Origin of the sequence: Corynebacterium sp. HMSC074C04 (assembly GCF_001838295.1) — a bacterium.
Taxonomy (GTDB): domain Bacteria; phylum Actinomycetota; class Actinomycetes; order Mycobacteriales; family Mycobacteriaceae; genus Corynebacterium; species Corynebacterium amycolatum.
In genome coordinates, this window is the sequence record NZ_KV836272.1 from 249,618 (window position 1) to 273,968 (window position 24,351).

22 protein-coding genes and 7 tRNA genes are annotated in these 24,351 nt (G+C 56.2%); 15 read left to right on the forward strand and 14 right to left on the reverse strand.

The window, feature by feature from the left end; genetic code table 11:
• Positions 1-98 precede the first annotated feature (98 nt).
• The 5 genes from thrS to HMPREF3011_RS05470 all read right to left on the reverse strand — a co-directional run bounded on the left by thrS (position 99) and on the right by HMPREF3011_RS05470 (position 5,229).
• Positions 99-2,093, reverse strand: coding sequence for a threonine--tRNA ligase (gene thrS / locus HMPREF3011_RS05450; protein WP_246821545.1), 1,995 nt, complete (start codon positions 2,091-2,093; stop codon positions 99-101).
• Positions 2,094-2,252: 159 nt separating this feature from the next.
• Positions 2,253-3,479, reverse strand: a complete 1,227-nt coding sequence (locus HMPREF3011_RS05455) for a Dyp-type peroxidase (protein WP_038628860.1) — start codon at positions 3,477-3,479, stop codon at positions 2,253-2,255.
• Between the two features lie 286 nt (positions 3,480-3,765).
• On the reverse strand, positions 3,766-4,374 hold the full coding sequence (locus HMPREF3011_RS05460; protein WP_016422670.1) for a copper chaperone PCu(A)C: 609 nt from the start codon (positions 4,372-4,374) through the stop codon (positions 3,766-3,768).
• A gap of 4 nt (positions 4,375-4,378) precedes the next feature.
• The gene (locus tag HMPREF3011_RS05465) at positions 4,379-4,969 is read right to left on the reverse strand and encodes a copper resistance CopC family protein (RefSeq protein ID WP_016422669.1); all 591 of its coding nucleotides are present in this window, start codon (positions 4,967-4,969) and stop codon (positions 4,379-4,381) included.
• Positions 4,970-5,154: 185 nt separating this feature from the next.
• Positions 5,155-5,229: transfer RNA gene (locus HMPREF3011_RS05470), tRNA-Val, on the reverse strand.
• A 359-nt stretch (positions 5,230-5,588) separates the two neighbouring features.
• Between HMPREF3011_RS05470 and HMPREF3011_RS05475 the strand changes: the two genes are divergently transcribed.
• The 6 genes from HMPREF3011_RS05475 (at position 5,589) to HMPREF3011_RS05500 (ending at position 6,246) form a co-directional block, all read left to right on the forward strand.
• Positions 5,589-5,661 (forward strand) — tRNA-Gly (locus HMPREF3011_RS05475).
• 66 nt (positions 5,662-5,727) lie between these two features.
• Positions 5,728-5,798 (forward strand) — tRNA-Cys (locus HMPREF3011_RS05480).
• 32 nt (positions 5,799-5,830) lie between these two features.
• Positions 5,831-5,905, forward strand: a tRNA-Val gene (locus HMPREF3011_RS05485).
• 27 nt (positions 5,906-5,932) lie between these two features.
• A tRNA-Gly gene (locus HMPREF3011_RS05490) sits at positions 5,933-6,005 on the forward strand.
• A gap of 66 nt (positions 6,006-6,071) precedes the next feature.
• Positions 6,072-6,146: transfer RNA gene (locus HMPREF3011_RS05495), tRNA-Val, on the forward strand.
• A 27-nt stretch (positions 6,147-6,173) separates the two neighbouring features.
• A tRNA-Gly gene (locus HMPREF3011_RS05500) sits at positions 6,174-6,246 on the forward strand.
• 319 nt (positions 6,247-6,565) lie between these two features.
• Here HMPREF3011_RS05500 and HMPREF3011_RS05505 read toward each other — a convergent pair.
• Complete coding sequence (locus HMPREF3011_RS05505; protein WP_016422668.1) at positions 6,566-7,063, reverse strand: ferritin; 498 nt, start codon at positions 7,061-7,063, stop codon at positions 6,566-6,568.
• Positions 7,064-7,166: 103 nt separating this feature from the next.
• Here HMPREF3011_RS05505 and HMPREF3011_RS05510 point away from each other — a divergent pair, with 103 nt between their 5' ends.
• The 3 genes from HMPREF3011_RS05510 to msrB are packed head-to-tail and all read left to right on the forward strand — an operon-like array spanning position 7,167 to position 9,797.
• A complete protein-coding gene (locus HMPREF3011_RS05510) occupies positions 7,167-7,979 on the forward strand; it encodes a dihydrofolate reductase family protein (RefSeq protein ID WP_038628857.1) in 813 nt (270 codons plus the stop codon).
• Between the two features lie 11 nt (positions 7,980-7,990).
• Positions 7,991-9,379 (forward strand): glycosyltransferase family 87 protein, encoded by a 1,389-nt coding sequence (locus tag HMPREF3011_RS05515; RefSeq protein WP_224792280.1) that lies wholly within the window; start codon positions 7,991-7,993, stop codon positions 9,377-9,379.
• Complete coding sequence (gene msrB, locus HMPREF3011_RS05520; RefSeq protein WP_016422665.1) at positions 9,372-9,797, forward strand: peptide-methionine (R)-S-oxide reductase MsrB; 426 nt, start codon at positions 9,372-9,374, stop codon at positions 9,795-9,797. The genes HMPREF3011_RS05515 and msrB overlap by 8 nt, the downstream gene beginning before the upstream one ends.
• Positions 9,798-9,888: 91 nt before the next feature.
• Here msrB and hemQ read toward each other — a convergent pair whose 3' ends face one another.
• From hemQ to hemE, 3 genes are all read right to left on the reverse strand, one after another.
• Positions 9,889-10,587: a hydrogen peroxide-dependent heme synthase gene (gene hemQ, locus HMPREF3011_RS05525; protein WP_016422664.1), complete on the reverse strand. Its 699-nt coding sequence runs from the start codon at positions 10,585-10,587 to the stop codon at positions 9,889-9,891.
• An 86-nt stretch (positions 10,588-10,673) separates the two neighbouring features.
• Positions 10,674-12,152, reverse strand: coding sequence for a protoporphyrinogen oxidase (hemG, locus tag HMPREF3011_RS05530; protein WP_052155607.1), 1,479 nt, complete (start codon positions 12,150-12,152; stop codon positions 10,674-10,676).
• A 105-nt stretch (positions 12,153-12,257) separates the two neighbouring features.
• Entirely contained in the window at positions 12,258-13,367 is a 1,110-nt protein-coding gene (gene hemE, locus HMPREF3011_RS05535; RefSeq protein ID WP_038628855.1) for a uroporphyrinogen decarboxylase, read from the reverse strand.
• A 134-nt stretch (positions 13,368-13,501) separates the two neighbouring features.
• On the opposite strand from hemE, the gene HMPREF3011_RS05540 reads away from it, so the two are divergent.
• Together HMPREF3011_RS05540 and HMPREF3011_RS05545 are read left to right on the forward strand one after the other, a co-directional pair.
• Complete coding sequence (locus tag HMPREF3011_RS05540; RefSeq protein WP_038628853.1) at positions 13,502-14,092, forward strand: DUF3000 domain-containing protein; 591 nt, start codon at positions 13,502-13,504, stop codon at positions 14,090-14,092.
• A gap of 40 nt (positions 14,093-14,132) precedes the next feature.
• Positions 14,133-15,434 (forward strand): HRDC domain-containing protein, encoded by a 1,302-nt coding sequence (locus tag HMPREF3011_RS05545; RefSeq protein ID WP_049181522.1) that lies wholly within the window; start codon positions 14,133-14,135, stop codon positions 15,432-15,434.
• Here the strand turns inward: HMPREF3011_RS05545 and HMPREF3011_RS05550 are convergent, their stop codons facing one another.
• The 3 genes from HMPREF3011_RS05550 to dut form a co-directional block, all read right to left on the reverse strand.
• A complete protein-coding gene (locus HMPREF3011_RS05550) occupies positions 15,435-16,700 on the reverse strand; it encodes a class I SAM-dependent RNA methyltransferase (RefSeq protein WP_038628851.1) in 1,266 nt (421 codons plus the stop codon).
• A gap of 134 nt (positions 16,701-16,834) precedes the next feature.
• On the reverse strand, positions 16,835-17,614 hold the full coding sequence (locus HMPREF3011_RS05555) for a DUF3710 domain-containing protein (RefSeq protein WP_038628848.1): 780 nt from the start codon (positions 17,612-17,614) through the stop codon (positions 16,835-16,837).
• Positions 17,615-17,732: 118 nt separating this feature from the next.
• A complete protein-coding gene (dut, locus tag HMPREF3011_RS05560) occupies positions 17,733-18,185 on the reverse strand; it encodes a dUTP diphosphatase (RefSeq protein ID WP_038628845.1) in 453 nt (150 codons plus the stop codon).
• A 166-nt stretch (positions 18,186-18,351) separates the two neighbouring features.
• On the opposite strand from dut, the gene HMPREF3011_RS05565 reads away from it, so the two are divergent.
• Positions 18,352-18,828 carry a DUF3093 domain-containing protein gene (locus HMPREF3011_RS05565; protein ID WP_038629599.1) on the forward strand — a complete coding sequence of 159 codons (477 nt, stop codon included), beginning with the start codon at positions 18,352-18,354 and terminating at the stop codon, positions 18,826-18,828.
• Between the two features lie 109 nt (positions 18,829-18,937).
• Here the strand turns inward: HMPREF3011_RS05565 and HMPREF3011_RS05570 are convergent, their stop codons facing one another.
• Complete coding sequence (locus HMPREF3011_RS05570; RefSeq protein WP_038628842.1) at positions 18,938-19,234, reverse strand: DUF4193 family protein; 297 nt, start codon at positions 19,232-19,234, stop codon at positions 18,938-18,940.
• Between the two features lie 203 nt (positions 19,235-19,437).
• Between HMPREF3011_RS05570 and HMPREF3011_RS10965 the strand changes: the two genes are divergently transcribed.
• Positions 19,438-20,046, forward strand: coding sequence for a LytR C-terminal domain-containing protein (locus HMPREF3011_RS10965; protein ID WP_158407486.1), 609 nt, complete (start codon positions 19,438-19,440; stop codon positions 20,044-20,046).
• 10 nt (positions 20,047-20,056) lie between these two features.
• Here HMPREF3011_RS10965 and HMPREF3011_RS05580 read toward each other — a convergent pair whose 3' ends face one another.
• Entirely contained in the window at positions 20,057-20,950 is an 894-nt protein-coding gene (locus tag HMPREF3011_RS05580) for an inositol monophosphatase family protein (RefSeq protein WP_049181526.1), read from the reverse strand.
• A 118-nt stretch (positions 20,951-21,068) separates the two neighbouring features.
• Between HMPREF3011_RS05580 and ppgK the strand changes: the two genes are divergently transcribed.
• Positions 21,069-21,824, forward strand: a complete 756-nt coding sequence (ppgK, locus tag HMPREF3011_RS05585; RefSeq protein WP_038628835.1) for a polyphosphate--glucose phosphotransferase — start codon at positions 21,069-21,071, stop codon at positions 21,822-21,824.
• A gap of 396 nt (positions 21,825-22,220) precedes the next feature.
• A complete protein-coding gene (locus HMPREF3011_RS05595; protein ID WP_038628828.1) occupies positions 22,221-23,792 on the forward strand; it encodes an RNA polymerase sigma factor in 1,572 nt (523 codons plus the stop codon).
• Positions 23,793-24,351 lie beyond the last annotated feature (559 nt).

Consider the following 24,351-nt stretch of genomic DNA (forward strand, 5'->3'; position numbering starts at 1 on the left):
CTGCTGTAGTTTACGACCTCGCGGTCAACTTCTTTGGATTACCACGCGTGGTTCACCAGTTAAAACAACGCGGTCGAATAAGAGAGCGTTAGCGACCTCTAGAGAGCAGAGACATTCTCCTTGTTCGGCTGTTCGTTATTCCGCGAAGCAACCCAATCACAGATGATGTCCACAGCCTTCTCAACTGCCACCCCGTTAATCTGGGTGCCATCGAGGAACCGGAAGCTGACGGCACCTGCCTCAATGTCGCGGGCACCAGCCAGAATCATGAACGGAACCTTGGCCTGGGTGTGGTTGCGTATCTTCTTCTGCATGCGGTCATCCGACGTATCCACGTGGACGCGGATGCCACGAGACTTCAGCTGTGCAGCAAAGTCCTCCAGGTGCGGGATACAGTCATCCGCAACCGGGATACCAACAACCTGTTCCGGCGCCAGCCAGGCGGGGAAAGCACCCGCGTAGTGCTCCAATAGGACGCCAAAGAAACGTTCGATGGAGCCGAACAGCGCACGGTGGATCATAATCGGGCGCTTCTTGGTGCCGTCAGGTGCGGTGTACTCGAGCTCGAAGCGCTCCGGCAGGTTGAAGTCGAGCTGAACGGTCGACATCTGCCAGGTGCGGCCGATGGCATCGCGGGCTTGGACGGAAATCTTCGGGCCATAGAAAGCGGCTCCGCCCGGATCAGGAACGAGCTCGAGGCCAGAAGCATCGGCAACGCGCTGGAGAATTGCCGTGGACTTCTCCCAAATTTCATCCGAGCCGACGAACTTCTTTTCGTCCTTCGTAGACAGTTCCAGGTAGAAGTCATCCAGGCAGTAGTCACGAAGAAGCGAAATGATGAAGTCGAGGACACTAGTGAGCTCTTCTTCCAGCTGATCCTCGGTGCAGTAGATGTGGGCGTCGTCCTGCGTAAAGCCACGGGCTCGGGTCAGACCGTGGATAACACCCGATTTCTCGTAGCGGTAGACGGTGCCGAACTCGAACATACGAATCGGAAGTTCACGGTAGCTGCGACCACGCGATGCAAAAATGAGATTATGCATCGGGCAGTTCATCGGCTTGACGTAGTAGTCCTGCGGAGCCTTGGTGCAGTTGCCGTGTTCGTCATATTCGCCGTCGAGCTGCATCGGCGGGAACATGCCATCCGCGTAGAAGTCCAGGTGACCGGACTTCTTGAACAAGTCGCCCTTGGTTACGTGCGGGGTGTTCACAAAGTCATAGCCCGCTTCGATATGACGGCGACGGGAATGCTGCTCCATCTCGTTGCGGATGATGCCGCCCTTGACATGGAATACCGGGAAACCAGAACCAATCTCATCTGGGAAGCTGAACAGATCCAGCTCAGAGCCCAAGCGGCGGTGATCGCGCTTCTCAGCCTCGAGCATGCGGTCAAGGTACTCATCTAGCGCTTCCTTGGACTCCCACGCAGTGCCGTAAACACGCTGCAGGTTATCGCGAGACTGGTCACCACGCCAGTACGCAGCGGAAGAACGCGTGATCTTAAAAGCAGGGATGTAGCGGGTGGTCGGTACGTGCGGGCCGCGGCAAAGATCAAACCACTCGGTCTCACCGGTACGCGGATTGACGTTGCGGTATCCGGTCAAGGTCGTGCCTGCACCACCGACGTCGACATTGGCCTCATCATCTTCGGACACCTTGCCGGCCGACTTTTCAACAATCAGCTCGAGCTTATACGGCTCGTCGGCAAGCGCTTCCTGCGCCTCATCAGCAGACTCGAACGCGAAGCGTTCGAACCGCTGACCAGACTTGATGATCTTCTTCATACGCTTTTCGATGCGCTTGAGATCCTCCGGCGAGAAAGGCTCATCGACACGGAAGTCGTAGTAGAAACCATTGTCGATGGCAGGGCCGATGCCCAGCTTCGTCCCAGGGAACTCCAACTGCACGGCCTGAGCCATCACGTGAGTCGCAGAGTGGCGAATGACATCACGACCGTCCGGAGTATTCGCCGGAACGGGCTCGAAGACGGTTTCCACTTCTGGCTTAAAGGACAGATCCTTCAAATTGCCTTCAGGATCGCGGACACAAACGATGGCGTCAACGCCCTTGTTCGGGAAACCCAGGTCTCTCATCGCCTCGCCCGCAGAAACTCCTACGGGCACGGAAAACGGTGCTGGGGTTGCAAATTCTTCTGACACGGCGTGCGTGTACTCCTTTTCAAAGTGTCTTCGAAAATCACATACCTGGTGACCTTCGTCAGTCGTTCACACACTTTACCGCACGGTCAAAACTCAGGCCTCGAAAAGGTCCTGCGCCCAGTACTCCTCCTCAGAAGTTCCTCGCGGCATAACAAACACGGCGGATCCAATGTGGAAAATCCACTGATTGAGACGGTCGTTCTTGGACAGCCGCTCCTGAATCGGATTGAACTGCTCCAACGGGTCCTTCTGGAAACAAATGAATACCAGGCCGGTGTTGGTCTCGAATCGACCATTCGGTTCCGGTGGCAGGTCATAGTTGTAGACCCGTCGCAGAATCCGCTGATTAGGTTTCTCCTTCGGAGGCATGGACAGTGCAACATGGCTGTTCGGATCCGTCAGAGGCAGACCATATTCATCAGTCTTCGCCAGGTCGACGGTCTCAAACTCGTCCTTACCTCCAATTGGCGCACCGGTGCCGATATCTCGGCCGGTAATAACAGTGCGGCTTTCGCGGTCCAAGACATCCCAGCCTGGAATATCCATTTCGATACGGCGGACAACCATCGCTGTACCGCCCCGCAACCAATCCGGGCCACTGTCAATCCACACTTGCTTGTCGAATTCTTCACGAGTGCGCGGGTTGACCGTACCGTCCTTCTGACCGAAGAGATTGCGCGGGGTCTCGCCTTCCTGCCTAGAACCATTGGCGTGCTGGAAGCCAGCTTGCACCCAATGGACGTCCAAATAAGAGCCCGAATTTCGGATCATCATTCGGGCCGCGTGGGAGACCATTACCGGGTCATCCGCACAAATCTGCAGGCACAGGTCTCCACCGTTCCACTCCGGGCGGAGCTCATCGTTAACGTACTTTGGCAGATCCTCCAGCCACTCGGGCTTCTGGTCTTCCCTATCGATGATTGTGAAGAAGTTTTCCCCATATCCAACTGTGATAGTCAGATTGGCCGGACTCCCCATGAGCTCAGGCTCCAAGTCCGTTCGAGTAGCCTTGCCGGCTGTCATTCGGCGAGCGTCATCGGTCCAGGCACGCATGAGGTTTTGGAGACGATTGCGATTAACCCCCTTCTTTACGTTGAAGGCTATTAGCCATAGATTCGCCTGTGCGGGCGTCGCAATCCCCGCCTGATGAGCCCCATCAAAAGGTACGGTTGCTGTCTGCAAAGGCGGTTTCGGCGGCTCTTCCTGTGGACGTTCCAACCCAATCGCCTGGGCTTCCGGCACCCCCAGGGCGAGCGCTGAAGCTCCTGCGGCGGTGCCGAGCCCGCCAAGAAAACGCCTTCTAGAAAAGCCTTCGGACATGTTGTGCACTCTTACCTTTCTGATTACTTCAAACTGGAGCACATAAGGTGGCTGGGAATCCAACGATTTTTCAATGGCTTCAACACAACCACTGGCCTATCCAATTCGACCGTATCGAAAACCTTTTTCGGAAAAAGAAAGGCGCCGGAGTTCGATGCATATGCCGCAATAACCTGCCAACTCCAGCGCTTCTGCCACCATTAGATCCAGTTAATCAATTCCTCGACGTACCTGAGCTCACGCCCGCTTTACGACGAGCCATTGCTTGACCAACTTGTCACAAGAATTAATGGTGCGAGTGATCCATCTCACCGCCGCCCATATGCTCTGGGTTGTTCAGGTCACCGTCATTACCGTAGTCCTCTTCGCCCGCCGGCTGGACACGAACCTCAACGTCCTGGGTGATGCTAGAGCCGTCGGAAAGCTCAATGACGAGCTTGTACTCAGCTCCCACATCCATAGCTTCATCATTGTCCATGATCATGAAGTGAGTGCTACCCGGTTCGAGAACGAGTTCGCCATTAGCCGGAATCGTCAGACCTTCCGGCACCTCGAACATCTTGCCGTCCTTGGTGTCGTGCTGCTCGAACTTCGTGCCCTCCTTCAGCCCCTCAAGCTTGAAGGAGGAAACCTTGATGTCCTTATCGGTGTTGTTGGTCAGCGTACCGAAGATGGCGGTCATGCCCTTGTCAGCCGGCTTTTCCTTGATGTAGGCATCGGCCAGCTGTACAGCAGCATCGCTCTTCTCCATCTCAGAAGTAGCCTCGGTCGCAGCGGAGGTTGCGGACTCAGTCACCTCAGCAGCAGTGTTATCGTCGGATGAGCAACCTGCTAGAGCAAGGGTCAGAGCTGCGGAACCAGCAATCAGTGCAGTTGCAGTGCGATTGAGTTTCATGTGCCTATTTTGCCTTTCGATTAATAACGGTGACGACAGCGGCGATGATGACGATAAGTCCACCACCGAGGCCATAAGCCCATAGCGGTATTGACTTCGTTTCCTCGGCGTGTGCACCGGTTTGACGAGATTCTGCCCCAGCTTCGGCTGCGCCAGCAGCATCCGGATCAGCCACTGAGAAAGAGGTCTTTCCTCGGGTGGAGTGACCATCAGAGGAGGTAATCTGGAAACCAATAATGTAGTTGCCAGGCCCTGGATTAATCTCCTCAGGAATATCCAAAGAGACCTCATTACCCACTACTTCTGGCTCGTGGGAGTACAGGACTTCCTTGGCATCTGCATCACTAATTGCAACGGTGTTGAAGTTGTTCTTGGGGTTGCCGGAGAACTTGAGAGAAACGTGGTGCGGAAATTCATCGAGAACCTGCTTGTCGCCTGGATTCGATGACAGGACGGAATCATGAGCACTCGCAGGGACTGCATTGATAACGGACGCGCCGGCAAAGACCGCAAGCGCCGCAGCGGCGGCTACCGCACGTCGGAAACCCGACTTTGAGAACCGAAACGTTTCGCCTGAAGCGACCCGGGGACTCACTAGAACAGTTCAACTCCTTTAAGCGGGACAGTTCGAGAAGAACAGCAGTAGTATGACCGCTGCCCTTGTACCTATTGTCGGATGGTAGCCCAGAAAAGTTCCCGAGAGAGACGAATATAGTTCAGGTCACACAGCAAAACCCCGGCCGCGCCGTTTTTATACGATGCGTCGACCGGGGTTTTAAATGGTAGTCCCAACTGGGTTCGAACCAGCGACCTTTCCGGTGTGAACGGAACGCTCTTCCACTGAGCTATGGGACTGGAACAGAAAAGCACTAAGCCTTTGCTGCTCTGCGGAATAAGTTAGCACGCGTTTTGGAGATTTCCCTAATTGAGTTGCGTTGCGTTTGCGATTGCGCAGTTCGAAGATTTTTTACCGCATCGATGGAACTCCATGACGATAGCGACTCGATAGGCGCCCAGTAACAAACCCGCGAAAGCGAATAAATGACATTGTTGCGATTCAGAGGCATCAAAGATTGGTCTTTAGCCCTACGCCCACAGGGACAATACAGATGTTCACCTGGTAATTTGTAATCAATCGCACAATCACGCTAAAGTATCTTTCGCACCGCAAGGGAGCAATTGAGATTTTCTTTTCGCCCTCCTTGCAACGCGATGCGGATGTAGCGCAGCTGGTAGCGCATAACCTTGCCAAGGTTAGGGTCGCGGGTTCGAGTCCCGTCATCCGCTCTGGTTTCTCAAGAAGTTAGGCCCTGTGGTATAACTTCGAGGCAACCACTGAGGCGGCAGCCTCACGGTGGAATGGCCGAGTGGCGAGGCAACGGCCTGCAAAGCCGTGTACACGGGTTCGATTCCCGTTTCCACCTCAGCAGAGATTCCTTACCGGTTTCGATGTATTGCGCGATTAGCTCAGTGGGAGAGCGCTTCCCTGACACGGAAGAGGTCACTAGTTCAATCCTAGTATCGCGCACCACGTAAGCCCTTATGGGCGAACGTATTTGCGGATGTAGCGCAGCTGGTAGCGCATAACCTTGCCAAGGTTAGGGTCGCGGGTTCGAGTCCCGTCATCCGCTCAGTGCAAAGCCCCCTTCTCTCAGAAGGGGGTTGCGCATGAAAGCTTTTATATAGCTTTTAACCCAGCGCGATTAGCTCAGTGGGAGAGCGCTTCCCTGACACGGAAGAGGTCACTAGTTCAATCCTAGTATCGCGCACCACGTAAGCCCTTATGGGCGAACGTATTTGCGGATGTAGCGCAGCTGGTAGCGCATAACCTTGCCAAGGTTAGGGTCGCGGGTTCGAGTCCCGTCATCCGCTCAGACTAACTCCCTCCCGGGTATCCGGGAGGGAGTTTTCGTTTAACCTCAGTCAAGCAACCAATTTCATTGAGCCTTACCCCCCCCGTGTTAAGTAGCAAGACATGTCTTTCACCGGGCGTCTCGGCTGCCAAGTTTTCCAATTCGGCGGGCTTTGCTGAGCAGCTCACTCGCTTAGGACTATGAATGATCAGCCCATGGCAGCTCCACGAATTTAGGTTTGACTCATCGATTGAGGCTCCAGCTGAATAGAAATGACCGCCCCAGGCACTTAGCCCTGAAGCGGTCTTTTCTATCAAATTTGTGAACTGAACTCGAGGTTACGCTGCGTCGCGAGCGCCGAGCTCCTTGTCCAGGCGCAGCAGGCCAGCGCCATCGTCACCCAGAATCTCCAGGCGACCGATGATGCCGCGGACGGTGTCCTCTTCCTCAATCTGCTCAACTACGAAGCTATCCAGCAGCGGACGAGAGTCGATGTCACCTTCGCTGTCAGCAAGGTTGCGCAGGTTACGGATAGATGCCGAAACCTTCTCCTCGTGCTCGAGCGCAATGCGGAATGCATCGATAGCGGATGTGACCTTCACCTCCGGCGCCTCGACGGCGCCGATCTGCGGGCGATTGTCGCGAGCGTCAAGGTGGTTAATGAACTGGTTGGCGTGATCGATTTCTTCCTCCGCCTGTGCACGCATCCACTCTGCCATACCAGAAAGGTCCAGCAGGTCCAGCTCGATAGCGAGCTGACGGTAGACGTGCGAAGCGGTGAGCTCCATAGTGATCTGGTCGTTGAATGCCTTTTCAAGGGTATCTGTGAGTCGCATACCTCCACTATAGGCAAAACCCTCGTAAACAACAACGATTATGGCGCTGCCCTTATAAGCCAGGCCTTGCCTACTTTGCAATCGTGAGCTTAACCTCAGCGGTATGGCTACACTCACATCCGCAAACCCATCTACCGATGAACTTCTTCACTTTCTTTCCCGACCAGCACAAACGACACCTGCTTCAGCGCCGGAGCTCCCCGCCACTCCCACAGTCACCGCCATCGCCGTCACCAGTATGGACGGACGTGGCGCCATCGAAGGCACCTCAGGACAGCTTGGCAATGACACCGACGCCACAATTTTCAACACGCTTCGTGCGCTTGCCGACGTCGTTTTCGTCGGCACGGGCACCATTGTCGCAGAAGACTACGGCCCAGTTGAGATACCGGAGCACCTAGAGGCCGTTCGTCAAAAGCTTGGTCGCTCTGAGCATGTGGCAATGTCCACGCTCTCGCGTTCCTTGGACTTGGACGTAGAGTCCGACTTTTTTACAAACGCAGAAGCGAATCCTCCGATAATCTTCACCCCTACTGAGGACACTTTTAATAGCGAAGAGGAAACAGCCGCGCACGAGAACAAAGTTAAAAAGATAGAGTCAGCCGGGGCGCTCGTCGTTAAGCTCCCTAACCCCTCAGTAGGTGCGGCGATAACGTGGCTGGCCGAGCACGGCTACCGCGACATTGTCGTAGAGGGTGGTCCGACGATGTATCGAGAGGCGTTGCAGCAAGGGTGCGTTGACGAAGTGTTCCTGACGTTGTCACCGACGTGGGTGGGTAACGGTCCCCTGACTTTCGGCGAGAACGACCCTGAAGAGGAATCGAACTCGACGAACCCGCAGGCTTTTGAAGTGCGGGGTATCCTACGTTCCGACTCACACATCTTCCTACGCTATTCCCGCAGCTTCACCCAGTAGGGTGGAGTATTGTGAGTAAACCAAAAATCGACGTGAGCGCAAGCGCAACGGCATTAACGCAAACGTCCAAGGACACGCCAGGAACACCTTCGGTGGCTCCACGCCCTCTGTCTCGGCAGGTGTCGCGAGGACTCAGCGCTTTCTTGTGGCCTATCGCAGCTGTGGTAATTTTTCACCGCACCTGGGTTTTGCCGAAAGACGTGTCTGGCACAGATGACTTTACGACGGTCTGGTCAGCAATTAATCGATTCGTGTCGCAGGTACCCGTTTATTCGGAAGACTACGTAACAGCCGATCCGCACTATCTGTATTCCCCAGGCGCTACCCTACTTTTAGCCCCGATTGATTTGTTCGGCTCGCTTGAATCGGGCCGAATCTGGTTTGCGGTATTTCAGTCAGCTGCAATCATTGCGGCAATTGTGTTGCTACTCAGGTGGCTTGGTATTGCGCGCTCTGGCCCCATCATTCCAGCGTCGATAGCACTGCTTTACCTCACGGAACCCGTTACCAACACGCTTGATTTTACGAACGTCAACGGTTCACTGTTCCTTGCATTAGTGCTGTTTTTTATTGCACTGACCGAGCGACGCAATATCCTGGCCGGCCTGATTATCGGTATCGCAATCACTATCAAGCCCGTATTCTTGCCAATGCTGTTCCTACCGTTCATGCGCAGGCAGTTCTCTACGATACTGACCAGTATCGGGGTGGTAATTGCAGCCAATGCCGTTGCGTGGCCGCTCATGGTCCAACCACGTGACTACCTAGATATCACTATCCCCTACCTGGGAGTTGTCCGTGACTTTGCGAATGCTTCACTGACTGGGCAGCTTGTTTGGCTGGGTGCCCACCCGACATTGATCTTGCTGTGGCAAATCTTTTTCGGCATTTTTGTCTTGGTATCTGTCGTTCTCCTTCTTCGCTGGCTCGAAAGGGATGAGAAATTCTGGATTGCTACAACTTCCGGAGTTCTCTTCACCGGCGCGTTCTTCCTTTCCAGCCTAGGACAGCAGTACTACTCGATGACGCTCTTGCCAATGGTTCTCACCGTGCTTCGCCCATTGGTTTTGGATTGCGACAATGAAGGAAATATTGGTTCGACTGTCATGTTGAATTGGGGCGCAGGACTCGGAGTCGTACTCTGTTTCTTCTACGCCAATTGGTGGATTGATGAGGATGACCTATTTTTCCCGTGGTTCACGGTTGCAATCGGCGGTATTGGATGGGCCGTTCTTATTCTCTCCATCACGGCAGCACTGATTCGAATGACGATTGTGGATGCCGTCAATGGGCGTAGCTTTGCATCCGGCTTCAGCTGGCTGGGTGACTGGAAGATCGCAGGCGGGAAGTTTAATCAGGAATCTGATCTCAAGTCTGAGGAGGCTATTCAGAATGGATAATTCGCATAGCGAAGACTGGAATCTAAGCGAAGAAGAATGGCGCGAACTCCTCAGTGTCGCAGAGTACCAGGTTTTGCGTCAGGCAGGTACTGAACGCGCCTTCACCGGTGAGTACACCGATACTAAAACTCAAGGTGTATACCGCTGCCGGGCTTGTGGTTACGAGCTGTTTCGCTCGAACGAGAAGTTCGACTCTCACTGCGGTTGGCCATCTTTCTTCTCTCCACTAGCAGGAGACCGCATTATTGAGCGACGAGATACGAGCCTCGGTATGGTCCGCACCGAAGTGCTGTGCAGTCGTTGCAAGTCTCACCTCGGCCACGTCTTTGAGGGAGAGGGATACAATACTCCAACCGACCTGCGTTATTGCATCAATTCAATTTCACTCACGCTGGAACCGGACAAGACGGCTGAATAACCGGATAAAGAAACAGCGCCGCTGGTCACAATCCCGTCAGTTAACGGGGCTTGACCAGCGGCGCTGCTGATTTTCTCGTAGATTGCACGGGCTACGGCAGAACGTTGATAATCTCCGCGATGTCATCGACGCGACGGCCCGTGTGGAACGGAATCTCTTCGCGGACGTGCAGACGAGCCTCGGTGTAACGCATCTTCCACATCAAGTCCACAATGCGGTCGAGCTCCGGCCCCTCGAATGCAAGGATCCACTCGTAGTCGCCGAGTGCGAACGCCGGGACAGTATTGGCGCGCACATCCGGGTAGTCACGACCGGCCATACCGTGTTCAGCAAGGATGCGGCGACGCTCGGTTGGCTCCAGCAGGTACCAGTCGTAGGAACGGACGAATGGGTAAACCGCAATCCATCGTCCTGGCTCTTCACCCATGATGAACGACGGCAGGTGCGACTTATTGAACTCAGCTGGACGGTGCAGCGCAGCGTTCGACCAGTGCGGGGTGGATGCCTGGCCCAGCGGAGTCTCGCGCAGGAAAGCGTTGTAGAACGCCTGCAGATCTTCCAGTTTCTCTGCGTGAATCCAGAACATGAAGTCAGCTTCAGCACGCATGGCCGAAACGTCGTAGAAACCACGGATGATCAGATCGGTGTCTTCGTAACGAGCCAGGAATTCCTTGGTCTTAGCCACTGCCTCTTCGCGGTTTTCTCCGAGTGCGCCCGGGGTCACCTTGAAGGTAGACCACATGGTGTAGCGGATGGTGTCGTTGAGCTTCTTGTAATCGAGCTTGGTCATCAGTTCTCTCCTAGTTCGGTTGAAAAGTCTGTTCAAAAATTCAATGGTTCGGCGCCAGTTTCGTACTCAGCACCAATCTCGCAGCTTTATCCCAGCTCCGCAGCAATCTTGTTAGCCGCAGCCTTGGCGTTGGAAATACACTCCGGAATGCCCGGGCCACTGAGCCATGCCCCTGTTGCTGCAAGCTTAGGCACCTCGTCCAACTCGTGGCGAGCAAAATCCATCAAACCTCCATGCCCCATATCGAAGCGTGGAATCCCTGCCCACCAACGCTGGACGAAAACCGCTGTCGGTTCAGCATCAAAGCCAGTCGCCTTAGCCAAATCCGCCTTTGCCCTGGCGATGAGGTCTTCGTCGCTGCGATGCACGTGCGAGTCATCATCAAAACGGCCGAAACTTGCCCTCACAACGGCACCGTAGCGCTCACCAATATGTGGCCACTTTCGGGACGACACTGTGAAAGCTTTCGCGGACAGGTCCGCACCAATCTCACACAACACGCCGTTGATCTCCGGCAGTCCGTCCGATGTGTCGAAACACATACCGACCACCGCCGAGTTCGACGTGTCTACCCCACCGATAAGCTCTGCCGCCTCTGGAGCAAGGCTGCTCAACAGCTCTGATGTGGTTGCAGAAGGTGCCGCCAGGACAACACCGTCGACGTCGATCGTGTTAACGCTCGTGCCGCTTTCCGACGGCGCTTCCACTGTCACCTCAAAGCCATTGTCATGCTGCCGCAAGCCAGCAGCCTTCGTCGACAAGAGGAGTTCGGCTCCCGATTCATCGGCAAGCGTGTTGTAGAGGACCTCGAAGCCATCTCGGAACGTTTGGAAGACTACCGGTTGCTTCGTCTTCGCAGAGTCTGTCGCAGCCTCACTGCTCAGACGCGCCTGCTGCGCCTGCTTACGTGCTTCCAGAACGCGCTGGACAGCGCCGGTGAGGCTGACATGATCACCGACACTGGCAATTTCATCAAGCGCTGCCGCCAGCTGTGGGATGGTCGCACGCAGGCCCAGATTGTATGCGGTGGTTGAGTAGACGCCCCCGAGCAGCGGGGAGACGATGCGGTCAACCACTTCTTCACCGAGACGCGCCGCGACCAGCTGGCCGACATTCATGTCGTCGCCCAGTACCCAGTGCAAGGCTGGAGTGAGCTCGGGGTTCGACTCAGCATCAATCTTGGCGAGGGTGGCCTCGCTGAGGAGATAGCCCAACCCCTCTGAGCTTCCTGGAATACCGGTGACCGTATTGCGCGGAAGGTCCTTGAGCTCACCGCCAATGTAGAGCTTGGAAGGCAACCCCGAAGGGGCGACTAGCTGATCCGCCAAACCGAGTTCCTTGAAAAACTCGGTGGCATCGTGACGGAATGCCAGGTACGCCTCAGCGCCCGCTTCAAGAGGGCCGTTAGCTCCTGGTCGAGTCTTCAGCTTGCCGCCGACCTGTGCACTGGACTCGATGACAATAATTCTTGCGGCGGGTCCGAGCTTTTTACGCAACTCATACGCTGCGGTCAGGCCGGAGATACCGCCACCTACGACGGCAATGGTAGAAGGTTGTGCAACCACGGTATTTCGTACGCTTTCTCTATGCCCGCCCCTCGAGCGGGCACGGTCGATAAGACTTGTAGAAAATTAGCTAGTGCGTGTTTTACACGCCTGTTGCGTCGGCTATTACGTTGCGTGAATGATTTCAACGGCGCGCGTAATCGCGTCGGCATCGGTATTCGGTAGCACCCCGTGACCCAAGTTGAAGATATGTCCACGGGCATCACCACGCTTAATTGCACGGTCCGCTTCAGAACAGATGCGCTGGATCTCTTGGGTCATTGCAGCTTCACCGGCAAAGAGAATCGCCGGGTCAAGGTTACCCTGCAATGCAAGGCTGTTTTGCGCCGGGTCTGCGCCTCGGTGAACGTCGGAAAGCGTGGCACGAATGCGGTTGGCAGCAACGTCCAGTGGCACGCGCCAGTCGACACCCATGACTTCTGGGCCGGCTTCAGCCATCGCACCGAGAAGCTCGCCGGTCCCCACACCGAAGTGGATGCGCGGAATGCCGACGTCGGCGAAGGCCTGGAAGATTTGCTTCGAGTACGGCAACACAAAGCGGCGGTAATCACGCTCGGTAAGATAGCCAGCCCAGGAGTCGAAGAGCTGAATAGCGTCCACGCCAGCGCCAATCTGCGCGCGCAGGAAAGCAATCACCATCGGAGTGATTTTCTGCATCAGGTGACCCCACAATTCAGGGTCCGAGTGCATCAGCGCCTTAGTGCGCTCGTGATTGCGGGATGGACCGCCTTCAATCAGGTACGATGCCAAGGTGAATGGTGCACCGGCGAAACCAATGAGTGCCTGGGTATCAGTCAGCTCTTGCAGAATGAGGCCGATACCCTCGGCCACCGGAGCGAGTTGCTCTTCTGTGACTTCCGGTAGCGCCTTGATGTCTGATTCTGAGCGCACCGGAGTATCCAATACTGGACCGCGACCAGGAACAATATCCAGGTTGACACCCGCGGCCTTCAGCGGCACGACAATATCGGAAAAAAGAATCGCAGCATCAACGTCGTGCCTACGTACCGGCTGCATAGTAATCTCAGCGAGCAGTTCCGGACGGAAGCAGGAGTCCAACATACCGATGTCCTTGCGCACCTCACGGTACTCAGGCAGTGAACGACCGGCTTGCCGCATAAACCACACCGGGCGGCGCGAAGGAGTTCGACCGTAAGCTGCATCAAGAATCGGGGCATCAGTCAAAGTGCGACGATTGTTCATACCGACAATCATGCCCCACTTACCTTAGAAATTAATGTGCGGGGTACTAAGAACAGGGAAATCGCTCGCCCTGCTGTGCGTTTTCGGCGAAGCGTTTGGTCGCTTTCCGCTCTGTTCGGCGCGCCTCCCACTAACGCAAGCGTCATATGGCTAAGTTCAGGCACGTGAATGGAACCGATTCAACGCCACAGAACTTCCGCGCCGCGGTCGAGTCAATGCACTCTGCTGAACTGCGACCTGAGATTGCTCTGGGCACCGTTCGGCCACCGCAGAAGCTGGCACCGTTTAGCCACGCTGTCTCGCTTGAGGTCACGCAGCCCGAAGCTGATATTGTCCCCGAGTCCTCGGACGATGATGCCTTTGGTCGTTTAATTTTGCTCCATGACCCCCGCAGTGAGGAAACCTGGGACGGTGACATGCGCTTGGTTGCATACATCCAGGCAGATATGGATGCCTCCCTCGCGGAAGATCCGCTGCTTCCCCAGGTTGCCTGGCAATGGCTCACCGAGGCTCTGGCTGAGAACAACGCCGAACTGTCGAACTTGGGTGGCACGGTGACAACTACGAACTCTGTCCGCTACGGCGAGATTGGTGGCAAGCCACAGGCCTTTCAATTAGAAATGCGCGCATCGTGGACTGCTCGTGGTACCGACCTGCGCACTCACGTTGAATCCTTCGCTCAGGTACTAGCGAACGTCGCCGGTCTGCCACCCGTCGGCGTATCCCTGCTGGGCTGATACTGGCAACTGCTGATACCGACGACCGAAGAGGCGAGCGATGAGCTCCGACGTGGAAACTAGTCCCGACGTAGAGGTAAGACTTGCCCCCGCCGAGGGAACTCCACGCGTGCTTTCCGACATCGACGAAATTATTGACGCCGGTGAGCAGCTAGCCAAAGGACACGGTTGGCTCGCAGTCGATACTGAACGAGCTTCGGCATATCGCTACGATGACCGCGCCTTCCTGCTTCAATTTCGCCGCCGTGGAGCGGGCACCTTTCTCATCGATCCCGAAGACGGGCGCAAGGCGATGGCCGTTTTCGGTTCCTCAGTCAACGACCTGACCTGGATTATTCACGCAGCTCATTCTGACCTTCCCTGCCTCGCAGCCCTGGGCCTCTACCCCACCAAAGTCATTGACACTGAGCTGGCCGGTCGCCTTCTCGGACTCGAGCGAGTCAACTTAGCAGCTCTGACAGAACGACTCCTCGGAGTTGGACTTGCCAAGGGGCACGGTCGAGAGGATTGGTCTACTCGTCCACTGCCAGCGGATTGGCTGGACTACGCAGCCCTGGATGTCGAGCTGCTTATCGAACTCGCCGAGGTTCTTTGTCAGGCGCTAGCTGAGCTCGACCGTTTGGAATGGCTAGAGCAGGAATGCGAACGCGAACTCGCTACCAACCGTAAATACCTCGATGGTCTACACGTCGGACACTCGTGGCAAGGACTCAAAGGCATTGGGAAGCTGCGCACTTCCGAACAACTCCACGTCGCCCGTGCACTGTGGACTGAGCGTGACGAAATCGCGCAGCAACGTGATGTCTCCCCAACACACATCATGGGGCACAGCGTTCTACGTACAATCGCAGAACAACTCCCAGGTACGCAGCGTGAGCTGACTGCAATCCGTGGATTTCCACGTCGCCGTCGCGGTGCTGCGGATGCTTGGTTGAAGATCGTTAATGAAGCCCGTCAGGAACCCAGGTCATCATGGCCGAAGCCTCAAAAGCCGCCTCGCAACGAGATGCCACACTTTCGGCGTTGGGCTGAACATGCCCCACAAGCCGCCGAGATTTTCGAAACCACGCGAGACTGCATCGACAACGTCTGTGCCCAAATACACCTGCGCAAAGACACACTCATCACTTCCGCGCAGACACGTGAACTTGTTTGGTGGATTCACAGCCGCGCAGTCGGCTCATTCGTATTCCGCCACCACGACAACTACGCTGGCGGCCTGCCAGCCGTTACAGAAATCTCCGCCCACCTCAGCGAACAGGGTTTCCGCCCATGGCAGGCACATTTGCTTGCCGACGTAATCGGCGCCAACGTCCTTGCGCCCATGCGGCACCCACTCTAGCTACAGCTGCTCTAGCACCGCGATGGTTTCAAAGTGATGTGTTAGGCCAAATGCGTCTACGACCTCGAGGTGTTTGAACGCGTAGCCGTGGTCAGCCCAGTACCGGGCATCGCGCGCAAAAGTCGCCGGATCGCAACCGAAATGTACAACCGTGCGTGGCTTGGCCTCAGCAATAGCGGCAATGGCATCCTTACCGGCACCGGAGCGCGGAGGGTCGAGAACGACGACATCCGGATTTGGTGTTTTCTCATTAGCAACTTCGCGGCGCACAACCTTGGTGACATCCCCAGTAACGAACCGAACTGGTGCCGCAGGTGTCGCATTCCCACTGTGATCAGCTGCAGTGAAGGCCCTGCGCCCCGCCGTCGCTGCCGCGGCAAACCCCTCGACAGAGAGAATTGATCCCTCAGCGTCTACTAGCTTGCGCAGCGCCGCCGCCAGAACGCCTGCGCCGCCGTAGAGATCCCAAGCACAGGAGAAGGACTGACCGGCCAACAGGCTAATGATGCGCGAGCCATAGAACTCAGGAGCATAGCGATGAGCTTGCCAAAAACCGGTAGTCGGCACATCGAAAGTAATGCCGTGAACAGTGTGCTGTGTGGTTGGCTCGCCTTCAATCACTGTTTGCTTGCGATTCCGGCCACTGCCGGAGACGTACACAGCGCTTCGGTTACCCTCGGCATCCATTGCCACATGGAGTTCTCCCAGCTTCGGCTTCTTGCGACCTCGACCGCTAGCGGGCTTAGCAACGGGGATGGTTCCGGCCGTCGAAAAGCCAGCGATGAGATTGGGAACTGTTTGGACGCACTCGGAGCCGATGACGAGCTCGTGGGAACGGGAACGACGTAACCCCGCTCGTCCCTGGGAATCCACGCCCAGCCGCACGCGCGTGCGCCAACGGGAGGTGGGAGCCAGTGGAAGGACATCGATAGCTGGCAGTTCGTCGGCGGTGAAACGTCCAAGCCGGCGCAGGCAATCGGTCAGGACATCAACCTTGAGACGCGCCGCGTGCTCAGGATCAATAAACCCCCAGTCGCAACACCCCGCGCCCTGCCGAGCTGCTTCGCAACGCTGTGAAATTCGATGCTCTGAGGCATCCAGAACCTCAACGACATTGCCGCGCCACAGCTTGGCATCAGGTTTGGCAATTTCGACAACAACGCGTTCGCCGGGGATGCCGCCGGTGACGAAACCGATACGTCCGTCATAGCTGGCAATGAATTCTCCGCCGGCAGCGGGACGGTCAATAGTCACTTCGATGTTCACGCAGTGTGATACTACCCGCTGACAAGAGAAAAGCCGCCGTCGGGTGACGGCGGCGGGCAGCGCACAGTGGCGCCTGCAAATCCTTTTCTAACTGGACAAGCAGCTAGCTTCTCTGTGCTGGCGGGTTGACCAAACTAATTGGTGGAACCATCCGGGTTGATACCAGTAGCGCCTGGCACCTGCCCTGGTTCACCTTCAGCTTGAGCAGCCTGGGTCTGCTGCTGGTATGCCTGACGAATCTGCTCCGCCATCTGGGACGGCAGCGTAACCGGAAGCGGCTGACCTGCCGGCATCGGGTTCTCACCGCGAGAGACGAAGCTACGGGCAAGGAGACCGCGGGCGAGGTCCGCAAGTTCCTCCGCCCGATCAGCCGGACCGGAGGCCGTCATGCGAAGCATCCAACGCGGGCCGTCGGCGCCAATGATTCGCATCTCCATATCGGAGGTGCGGCCAACGACCTCAGAACCCCACGGCCCCTGCTCAACGTGGACATCGAGGCCATCGGACTCAAGACCGTCCTTGATTTCCTGAGCGGACTCCTCCCAGAGGCCACCCGACGTCGGAGCAGCGAATGCTACAGGAGTTACGCGACCATGCTCAGTGGCGACGTGCAGCATGGTTGGACCTGTCGGCCCCATCTCCACCTGAATATCACCAACGTGAGGAATAGGCAGCAGCATCGAACCGAGGTTCAGGCTGGCCTTAGCGAAGTCTGAAAAATCAAACTGCGTCGGGCTAGCGCTGCTGATATCGAAGGGGCCGTTTGCTGGTGCGTTCTCCGCGGCGGTTTCCGACGCGTCGTCATGCAGGGTTGCGGTAGCTTCCTCAGAAGCTGGCGCCGCAGAGTCGGTGGTAACGGCCTCTGCCTCAGCAGCTGGTTCTTCTGGCTGGTTCTTCTTTCCAAATGGCCACATGGTGGTTTATTGACACCTCGCTAAAAAGAAATTTTTGTATACACCTTTGTAAACGCTTTATTGAGCTCTTCACGCATTGAACCACACTTGGTGGGGTCCCCGCGCTGTCAGAGACGTTTTAAAGCGTCGTGGACACTCCGGTTGACCCGTGACCGCCCGCACCGCGTTCAGTTTCATCGAGTTCATCGACCTCCACCATCGGACTGAGCTCGACCTTCTGCACAACCAACTGTGCGATTCGATCACCTTTGGTGATCTCCACCGCATTGGTCGGATCCAAGTTGATCAGGCAGACTTTAAGCTCACCACGGTAACCGGCATCAATCGTGCCGGGAGCGTTGACGATGGATAGCCCCTTTTTGAAAGCCAATCCGGAGCGTGGATGAACCAATCCCACTGTGCCCGCCGGCAAGGCAATGGCAATTCCGGTTCCGACGAGTGCCCGTTGCCCTGGTGCTAGGACGACATCCTCCGCTGAGCTCAAATCCACACCGGCATCATCAGCATGCGCACGCTGGGGGATCACTGCGTCTTTAGTGAGCTTTTTCACTTGCACCGGAGCATAAGTCATCTCTTCGTATATCCTTCGCTGTCGCGTCTTTTAAGAACCGCACTTCGGCCTTGTCAGTACCGAGCATAGCCGTGCCCTAGAATGGATAACCGTGAGTGGAAAAGATAACCTGCAGCCTCGTCGCGACGACAGCTCAGCATCCGTCTCTGAAGGTGCGGCAATAACAATCAGCTCGAGCGGAGATTCATCGATTGTCTATTCCGAAAAGCTCTGGGTTCCCTGGTGGTTCTGGGTACTCGGCGGTGTTGCCGTTTTCGTATGCACGGCTCAGATTGGCTTTAACCGTTCACCGATTTGGCTTGTCATCGGCGGCATTATTTGTCTAGCCGTAGGCGTGTGGGTGCTGTTGACTATGTCGAAGACCACGGTGTCCGTGGAAGTGGACAGCACTGGTGAACGCTGGCTTCACGCTGGCACGGCAGTTTTGCCAGCATCGGTCGTTGCCAAATCCCTGGTGGTCCCGAAGTCCGCGCAGCGCAATGCGTTGGGCCGTCAGCTCGATCCAGCAGCATTCCTGGTTACGCACACGTGGATTCCCACGATGGTGCTGCTAGTCCTCGACGATCCAGACGACCCAACCCCCTATTGGCTGGTCTCCACCCGCCGCCCCGAGGCACTACTTGACAGTCTCTTCGACCGCTAGGTCACAATCTCTCACCGCCGCTACACGCTTGCCGACGACCCCAGCGCCGCCATAACCGTGGTAGTGGCGGTTTTCCTTTTCCTAGGAAGTTATCCCAGTTGTGCGGGGATTAGGCACAGTCCTGGCAGATGGGGAAACCATCGCCGTTATCGATTGCAATCATCGAGCGGTGCATGACCATGAAGCAGGAGCCACAGGTGAATTCATCGTCTCCCTTCGGGGCGACATCCATATCGAATTCTTCACCCGCGATGTCGGCGACCGGCAACTCGAACGGCTCGACAATTTCGCCGTCGTCGGTGTCGTCGATTTCCTTCTCAGCAGATGCAGCCTGAAGGCCCTCGAGGGAATCGGTCTCCAGCTCTTCGGTTTCACGAGTACGCGGGGCATCGTAGTTTACAGCCATGTCCCAAACCTTCTTTCTGGACCTTTGCTAGACATTGTGAACTGACTTTTTCTCGGAGAATACAACGCGTTGAGACGATTGACACCCTGTACTCTCCAGTGCCTTTCTCAGCGGATATTAAGGCAATTCACGCTATCTGTCATCTCTGCAGGTCAGAACAGATTTCTATGCCCATTAGTCGAGGAGAGGATAACATGATGGTCATGAGTTCAGGCCCCGCGAGCACTTCGAGCGCATCACATCGACGAAAAATTGTTCCCTACGTGGTGGTTTCCGTCGTAGCTGTAGTGATTGCCGCTACGTCGTGGGTATTGGCATTCCGCAGCCAACCGGCCAGTTATCCGGTCCCCTGTTCCCTCCCCGCAGCTGGCACCCCTGTTTCCTCCACCACGCTAATCGGAGAACACGTCGTTCCACCGTCGGATGTTCATGTGCGCGTCTATAACGCCAACGGCAAAGTCGGCCAGGCTACAACCGTCGCCGAACAATTGCGGCAACTCGATTTTGTTCTCGATGAGCAGGTTCCCTACGGCAACGACCCTATTGTGGAAAACCAAGACCTCGGCTGCTTCGGCCAGCTGCGTTATGGCGAGCAGTTCAATGGCCACGCCGCAGCGCTTCACGCTCTTTTCCCCTGTTTTGAGCTCATCCACGATGGTCGGCCGGATGCAACCGTCGATGTGTCGTTGGGTAAGGGGTTTAAGGACCTCGAAGTAGTCAGCCAGGTTGAGGAAACGTTGTCCGCATTGAACCGTGGAGAACAAGCCGATCTAGAGGGGTTAAGCTCATTAAGCTCGAGCACCTGTTCCTAGACAGACGCCCCTAATTCCTAGCCTTCGCGGTCGCACCATCCAATGCTTCGAAGAACGCATCGGCAACTTCAGGATTCGCCGCACCGACACCGAAGTCGAGCGGGTCTCCCTCCGGCCGGCCAGCAGCGTTGGCACACTGCGTGAATTCCGGGACCCTAATTCTTGCGCCTGCTTCAGCCGCAATCAGAGCACCTGCTGCATAGTCCCAAATCTTGATGTCGTGTTCGTAATACGCATCAACACGGCCGTGCGCCACCATGCACAAATCGAGCGCCGCCGATCCCATGCGCCGAATATCTCGACACTCCCCCAACAACTGCGACGCTATCCGCCCCTGCACCTGCCGGAGATTAGCGGAATAGCTGAATCCTGTTGCCACAAGTGTCTTTTCCAGCTCGGCCGTTGGGGAACAACTAAGCGTCTGCACAGTGCCGTCCCGCCGAGAAACCTGAGCGCCCTCTCCCTTTGCTGCACTGTAAATCTCTCCCGAGGACACATTTGCCACTGCACCCGCCACGACCTCATCGCCTACGGCGCAGGCGATACTCACAGCAAAGTTGGGCAATCCGTAAAGGAAATTCACTGTGCCATCGATGGGGTCTACGATCCAGGTCACCGCTTCGGCCGCGTCAGTAGCTTGCGCTTGAGAGCCCGGGCCGTCGTCAAGCCCGCCTTCTTCGCCCAAAATACGGTCGGAGCTGCTAAACGCCTTGATGAGCGAACGAATGAGCTCCTCAGATTCACGGTCGACGACGGTGACCGGGTCAACAGCTGAGGACTTCGTTTCGGAGCTTGCTAAAACGCCATCGGAGCCGAGTTCGACCCGACGACTGGCGATGTGCGCCGCGGCTGCGCGGGCAATAAATACCGCGCGATCGCGCAATTCCCTGACGCTGGGTCGCACAGATCCGGGGCTATTCGGTGCACTAAACCCCCTATTATCTGCCCTGCTAGCGAGTTGTTCGGTGCCACGCGAGTTAATGCTCATGCCCCCATTGTGTCTGTTTCGTACAATTTGAGCTATGGGACAACGAATTGGATTTGGCATCGACGTCGGAGGCTCTGGAATCAAGGGTGGCCGCGTGGACCTTGATACTGGGCAGCTTATTGGCGACCGCATTAAGATTTTCACGCCACAGCCGGCAACCCCGGAGGCGGTTGCGAAGACCATTGCGGAAATTGTGGACATTGCGCAGTGGGATTCCGATGTCGGCATCACGATTCCGTCCGTCGTACATAATCAGATTGCCTTGCTGGCCGCCAATATTGACGGTTCTTGGGTTAATACGAACTGCCAAGAGCTCTTCGCTAAACATCTGCCCAACAACAAAGCGCACGTGCTTAACGACGCTGACGCTGCCGGCCTCGCTGAAGTCCAGTTTGGCGATCCGGGCAATAAAACTGGCGCCGTGTTGTTGCTAACTTTTGGTACCGGCATCGGCTCCGCGCTTATTCATGACGGATTGCTCTACCCCAATTCGGAGTTAGGCCATCTCGTCATCGATGGCACGGAGGCCGAACACTTTGCATCCGCGAGAATTAAAGATGTGGAGGGGCTCGGCTTCGAAGAGTGGGCTGAGCGCGTGAGCAAGGTGCTTAGGACCTACGAGGCGCTGTTTTGGCCGTCACGGATTATCGTCGGCGGCGGAATCAGCCGCGAACACGAAAAGTGGATTCCGCTGTTGACATGTAAGACTCCAGTTGTCCCGGCAAGTTTGGATAATAATGCGGGTATTGCTGGCGCCGCATTTGCAGCTGACCAGGGGCTTTACCCTTAAACAGTTTCATTTCTTGGGTGGGGATTGGTAGCTACGCGTCGGGCGTGACACGTGGTTGAAGCCATGCCCCGTGGCGGCGATTTTCAGAATTGGTTTACAATAAGAAGTTGACTCACGGCAAGGTTGAATAATCAACAGGCTCGAGGAGGATTGGGAAAATCGAATTCAAGCGCACTGCTTCGATGAGGATTTTCACCGATTGCTTCTTCGCTAGGAGCCAGAAAAGCAACACTGATGACCGTGGCACGAAAAGGTCAGCGCTGAATGTTCTCCATTCAGCTAGCTGGCTGCAGACGAAGTAAAGGCGCACCACTGGCGCGTTGAGCTTCTCTCTGACCGAGAGAAGCTGGCGGCGGCTTTGGCGGCGCACACAACGTACATCGTGAAAGGGCGTTCGTGGCAGGCAACGAACTGGGGCAAGCTCAGGACCAATCCACCGGGAGTGGCACCGGTTCAGCTACTCCTGCAAAGAAGGCTGTAAAGAAGGCCATCAAGAAAGCAGTGAAGAAGACCGTGGCAAAGAAGACTGCCGCGAAGAAAACTGCCGCCAAGAAGACGGCTGCCAAAAAGACAGCTGCTACCGAGACTGCGGCGAAAAAGGCGACCGCTAAGAAGGCAGCGGCCAAGAAGACCGTGAAGAAGGCGGCTAAGAAGTCGGTCGCTAAGAAGACCACACGTAAGGCCGCCGCCAAGAAGGCAACTAAGCGGACAACGGCTGCGAAGGCCACTGCGGCCAAGGCTGCTGCAGCGAAGGCGAAGGACGCGCAGGCTCTCGACGCAACTGAGAACGAAGAGCTCGAGGACGAGGAACTCGATCACGACTTGGAGCAGGAGCGGGACTACGACCCAGATCTGGATGATGATCTCGAAGACGATGATTTTCACGACGATCTGGATGATGACGACCTCGAAGATGATGAAGAAGAGGACGACGAGGACGACGAGGACGAAGACGAAGACGAGGATGAAGAGGACGAGGGCGACGAGGTCTGGAACGAGGACGAGTCCGCTCGTCTGCGTCAGGCCCGCAAGGATGCTGCCCTCACCGCCTCCGCTGACTCTGTCCGCGCCTACCTCAAGCAGATTGGTAAGGTCGCGCTGCTGACTGCCGAGGAAGAAGTCAGTCTGGCAAAGCGCATCGAGGCTGGTCTGTATGCGCAGTACAAGATTGACGAGGCCAAGGAAGCCGGCGAGCGCATCGCTTACGCTCAGAAGCGCGACTTGCGCGAGATTTCTCGCGACGGTCAGCGCGCCAAGAACCACCTGCTCGAGGCCAACCTCCGTCTCGTGGTATCCCTGGCAAAGCGCTACACCGGCCGTGGCATGGCTTTCCTCGACTTGATTCAGGAGGGCAACCTCGGCCTGATTCGCGCCGTCGAGAAGTTCGACTACACCAAGGGCTACAAGTTCTCCACGTACGCAACGTGGTGGATTCGCCAGGCCATTACTCGTGCAATGGCCGACCAGGCTCGAACCATTCGTATTCCGGTTCACATGGTCGAGGTCATTAATAAGCTCGGCCGTATCCAGCGTGAGCTGCTCCAGGATCTCGGCCGCGAGCCCACTCCGGAAGAGCTCGCTAAGGAAATGGATATCACCGAGGAAAAGGTTCTCGAGATTCAGCAGTACGCTCGTGAACCCATTTCGCTAGACCAGACCATCGGTGACGAGGGCGACTCCCAGCTCGGTGACTTCATTGAGGACTCCGAGGCAGTCATCGCCGTGGACGCCGTGAGCTTCACGCTCCTCCAAGATCAGCTTGGCGACGTTCTGGAGACTCTCTCCGAACGTGAAGCCGGTGTCGTCCGTCTGCGCTTCGGCCTTACCGACGGCATGCCACGTACTCTTGACGAGATTGGCCAGGTCTACGGTGTGACACGCGAGCGCATCCGTCAGATTGAGTCCAAGACGATGTCCAAGCTACGTCACCCATCGCGTTCGCAGGTTCTGCGTGACTACTTGGAGTAAAGCTTTAACCTGGAGTCGTAATTGGGCTAACTGCTAAGCCCAGAAAATTGGGCTTGGATAAGGTTGCGCCACTTATTCGAGCCCGATTTTTTTCTTCGGGAGCTGGGCTAGCGAGTTAGCGACTGCGTTTATGACAAAATGGCCCACAAAAATGGCCTGAAAGTGTCATAAACTCCGACAGTTTCACATTTGCAGCGCGTAATATCTACGGTTGTCAATTTTGGGACTAGCTGCCATGTGCACAAATCTACTGCCGGACTGAACGGCGTAGGGCCAGCTGGAGGCAAAAGCAAAACCCCGAACCACCAAGGTGGAACGGGGCGAAGGAGCATCTAAACAACGCTAGGCGAAGCAGTCCGCTGGCGGTCCAGCAAACTGGACCACCATCCAATACCGGCTACTACATACCCAGCTAGTACACGACGCCGAATACCCACTGCAGCAGCGTCAGCGAAGCCACAGAAATCACAATCAGCGCAATGATGTTCAGCCAAACACCGGTCTTGACCATGTTGTCCATGCTGACGTAGCCGGAGCCGTAGGCGATGGCGTTCGGCGG